Below are 4,158 nucleotides of genomic sequence, written 5' to 3' on the forward strand. Positions count from 1 at the left end.
GTGACCGTGGTGCCGGATCTGATCGTCATCGTCGCGGGTGTGAACTTGAAGTTGACGATGCGCACGTCAACCGTTCCCGCCGTGGCAGGGGCTGGGTTGACCGCGGGTGCCGAAGCCACCGGGGCGGGGGCCGGTGCCGTCGTGGTCGGGGCGGGCACCGTGGTGGACGGCGTTGCAGCCGGCTTGGGCGCTGCGGGCGCAGCATGCGCAGCCATCGCGGCGCCGCCGGAACCACCGGCGGCGAGCGAGACCCCGATACCCCCGACCGCGGCGACAACGACCACCGCGAGCAGCGTCTGCGCAATGCGATTGTGCAATACGCCCTTCATGGTTGTTCCTTTCGTGGTTCGATCGTGTGACGCCTTGGGATACGGGCGCGAGTTACACCGGGACTGTTGCTGGGTCCCTGCACGGCGCGTCAAAGCTCGGATCGCTGTCCCCCGTCAGGCGTGGAGCTCGGTGGACGGACCGGGGCTGCGCTGTTTAGGTTGAAATAGGTGTGGTCCATCAGATGACTCTCGGCCCGCATCTCCTCGCGTCGAACCCGCCCGTCGGAGATGCCGACCCAGATGCGGAACCAGGCCGGCAGGTCGGGGCGCACGAAGGCGATGATCCGAGAGGGCACGCCGTCCGCCTCGCCGGTGCCAACGATCCGCGGTGCGGTGGCCGGTTCCCAGACGTCCCGGAAGTAGGGATCGGGCCACCGGAACCCCGCGCCGGCCGGCTGCTCCGTCCAGGGCTCCGATGGCTGAGCCCGCTCGAAGCTGCGGGTCCCGATGTCGATCTGCTGGGACCCGGTGGTCGTGAACGAGATGGCATCCGGAGCGTGGAAGCTGTAGTTGGCGGCGATCACCGGGCCGTCGGCCGCGCTCCGGAGGGTCTCGTGGAGCTGGGCCGAGCGCAGGCCGGCCTCGGCGCGTAAGGCTCGAGCCAGCTCCCGCGCCCCCGAGGGCGCCGGGAGCGGAAGCACGAATGAGCTGTCCACGGGCCCGCGCCTCGACGTGAGCGTCACCTCGAGCGTCCAGACACCGTCGCGACCGAGCGGGACGTGCCCGTCGAAGATGTTCGCATCGCTCGGCGCCAAAGCCGACTCGAAGTGGCGGCGTCCCCCGACGAAGCCAGCGAGGTGCACGTCGCCGAGCCCATCGGTGTCGGCGGCACCGAGGATCTCGACCCGGACCTTCACCGGTCGCGCTCGCGGAGGCATGACCGTGAGCGCCACGACGTAAGGCCCGGAGGCCTGCGCGACCGAGACCGGGCCATTGCGGGCAAAGCCGGCGAGGGGGGACCCGACCGCAGTCACCGTTGTGGGCGTCAGCGGTGGGGCCGGTGGCGCGGTGGCCGAGAGGACGGTGGCGACCACCAGCGCGCCCGCTGCGACCAGCGCCTCGAGACGCACCGGTCGTCGGACTTCGACCGGCGCCGCCCCGACGGCTCGCCGTCGCCAATGCCACGCGCCCGCGGCGGCAAGGAGGAGGAACGCGGCCAGCTTCGCGAGCAAGATCCGGCCATAGTCAGTGGCGACCAGCTGAGTCGCTGTGGAGAGCTCCAGGCTGGCGCTCGCCACCCCCGTGAGGCCGACCGCGATGGCCGCCCCGATGGCATACGGCGACAGCAGCCTCAGCGTCTGGATGACCCGGGTCGAACACAGCGAAGCGGCAATGGCGAAGAGCCAGATGCCGGCGGCGGCGAGGTGCACCGTCACCAGCGCCGCACCCAAGACCGGGGACTGCGTCGCCACGTGCCCCGAGGCGACCTCAGCGAGCAGAGCAACCACGCTCGCCCCGGCATACTGCGCCCAGCGGCTCCGAGCGGCGAGCACACCAACCGCCGAGGCACACAGCACCACAAGCCGGAGCTCACCCACGCGTCCGGCGAGCAGTCCGGCGCTCGAGCGTGCCGCCAACGCCGCCACGACCACCATTAGCGATCCCACCAGCGCCAGCGTCGGGGCGAGGCGGCCGAGCCCAGCGAGGCGAGACCGTGGGACACCTGCCCGGCCCGCAGTCCGACGCAGTGCCACCACGCCCACCCAGAGGGCCACGCCGGCGAAGACAAGCACCTGACCGCCCAGTTCCAGGGGACCCTCCGCGGTCACCGCGCCCGTCCGCAGATGCTGGCTGGCGGTGGTGGCCGTCGCGACCGCGAAGCGGTAGCTGCCGTGCAGCGTGTGACCATCGTCGCTCGAGACCGACGTCCAACGGACGAGGTACTGGCCCGGCCGCAGGAGGGCCAGGGGGCGCCGCATCACCCGCGCGCCTTCGCCCATGACCGCCGCCGGTCCCCGGGTGGCGTCGCCGGCTGGTCCGGTGACCGTGATCGTGCTGAGCGACGGATTGAGCGCCTCGCTGAATCGCAGCACCACCGCCACGGCCTGAGGGACGCTCGCTCCCGGCGCCGGAGTCGCCGACGCTAACTCCGCGTGCGCTGAGGCTGGCGTGACCCACAGCACCGACAGGACGAGCGCCAGGAGAGCCACCGCGACGACCCGTCGGGCGATCTGCCGCAAGCGCCCTGTCCGCACGTCTCCGTCGCGGGATCGATGTCCGGCGTCTCGCCGGCCCGAACCGTTCATCTGCCCTCACTCCAGCGTGGCGGCCGGCATCGGCGCTCTCACCTTTGAATAGCGCCGCGAGTTACGTCATCGAGCCGCACACGAAGCGCCCGCGAGGCCGCCGGTGTTCCGGCGACGCGTAACCCGTCGGCGTATCGATCACCGGTACACGAGAACGGGAGACCGACGAATGGACCAAGGCAGCTACAGCCGATGGGCCAGGCCCGCGGCCAAGGCCCTCGCCCGGGCCCACCACGCCGCGTACCGGGCCACCAATGGCTGGCTCGGTGCCCGTTGGCGGGGCGCTGAGGTCGCGTGGATCACGACCACCGGCCGCCGGTCCGGACGACGACGGACCACACCCGTCGTCTGTCTGCGCGAGCAGGGCCAGATCGCCGTCGTCGCCTCAAACGGTGGCAGCGACCACGCGCCCGACTGGTGGCTCAACCTCCAGCACGACCCCCGAGCCGAGGTCGAGATCGCCAGAACACGTCACGCAGTCTGGGCCCAACGCGCCCATGCCGACCTCGAACAACGCCTCGCGACCCGCTTCGCGCAGGCCTTTCCGCGCTTCGAGCACTACCAGCGACGCACCGAGCGAGACATCCCGGTCGTGCTCCTGCACACCGAGCCCGCGGCTCCGACGAAGCGGCCGCGGGCCCTCGACCAGTCCTGTAACCCCGTGTCCTATCTCGCATCATGATCACTGAACCGGAACGCGCAGGACGGCAGGCGGACTCTCCGCCGTGCGGGCACCGGACGGCACCGAGCGCCACCGCTGTTCGAGACGCCCACCAGCACCGGCTGCTGCCCCGCGTCGGGCTGTGGCGTCCGAACACGGCCCCAAGCCGGAGCGTGCACTGGTCGCCGGCCCGAGGGAACCAGTCTCCCGGGACCCTGGCCGTGCGTACCCTCGGGACCGCGGGTCCGCCGATCGTGCTGCTACACGGTCTGCCCAGCTCGGGACGCTTCTGGGGCGCCGACTACGACGCGCTCGCGAAGAACGCCCGCCTCGTGGTCCCGGACCTCCTGGGCTTCGGACGGTCCCCGCGACCAACCGGGGGATACGGTCCGAACGACCACGCTGACGCCGTCGCCGCCACCCTGCGCGGGCTCGGCACCCACAACGGACCCGCCCTCGTCGTCGGCCACTCTGTCGGTGCCCTCGTCGCGCTCCGCCTTGCCGCTCGCCACCCTTCGCTCGTCGCCGGGATCGTCGGTTTCGGCGCACCGATCTATCGCGACTACGCGGCCGCCCGCGGCTTCCTCGCCCACCTCGGCCCAATGGCGCGCCTCTTCGGTCTCGATACTCGATGGGCCGAGCTCGCCTGCACGTGGCTCTGTCAACGCCACCGCCGTGCCGCAGCCCGACTCGCCGCGCGCCTCCGCCCCGACCTGCCGAAGGCACTCGCCGCCGACGCCGTCGAGCACTCCTGGGAATCGTTCAGCGAGACCCTCGCCCGCGTGGTTCTGACCGCGGAAGCACCAGGCTGGCTCGATCAGATCGACGTTCCCGTCCATCTGATCGTCGGTGGCGAGGACCCACTCGTCGACATCCCGTTCCTCGACGAGCTCGCGCGCGGCCATCCGAGGCTCCAGCTCAG

The 4,158-nt window shown here is 71.5% G+C and carries 4 protein-coding genes; 2 read left to right on the forward strand and 2 right to left on the reverse strand.

The window, feature by feature from the left end; translation table 11 throughout:
* On the reverse strand, positions 1-329 hold a 329-nt coding region (locus tag VG869_08630; GenBank protein HEV3451256.1), incomplete at its 3' end, for a hypothetical protein.
* An 89-nt stretch (positions 330-418) separates the two neighbouring features.
* Positions 419-2,575 (reverse strand): copper resistance protein CopC, encoded by a 2,157-nt coding sequence (locus VG869_08635; protein HEV3451257.1) that lies wholly within the window; start codon positions 2,573-2,575, stop codon positions 419-421.
* A gap of 169 nt (positions 2,576-2,744) precedes the next feature.
* On the opposite strand from VG869_08635, the gene VG869_08640 reads away from it, so the two are divergent.
* Together VG869_08640 and VG869_08645 are read left to right on the forward strand one after the other, a co-directional pair.
* The gene (locus VG869_08640) at positions 2,745-3,257 is read left to right on the forward strand and encodes a nitroreductase/quinone reductase family protein (protein ID HEV3451258.1); all 513 of its coding nucleotides are present in this window, start codon (positions 2,745-2,747) and stop codon (positions 3,255-3,257) included.
* Positions 3,258-3,490: 233 nt separating this feature from the next.
* Positions 3,491-4,158, forward strand: a 668-nt coding sequence (locus VG869_08645) for an alpha/beta hydrolase (protein HEV3451259.1), incomplete at its 3' end; no start/stop codon positions are given.

The organism is Acidimicrobiia bacterium, assembly GCA_035948415.1.
Taxonomy (GTDB): domain Bacteria; phylum Actinomycetota; class Acidimicrobiia; order IMCC26256; family PALSA-555; genus PALSA-555.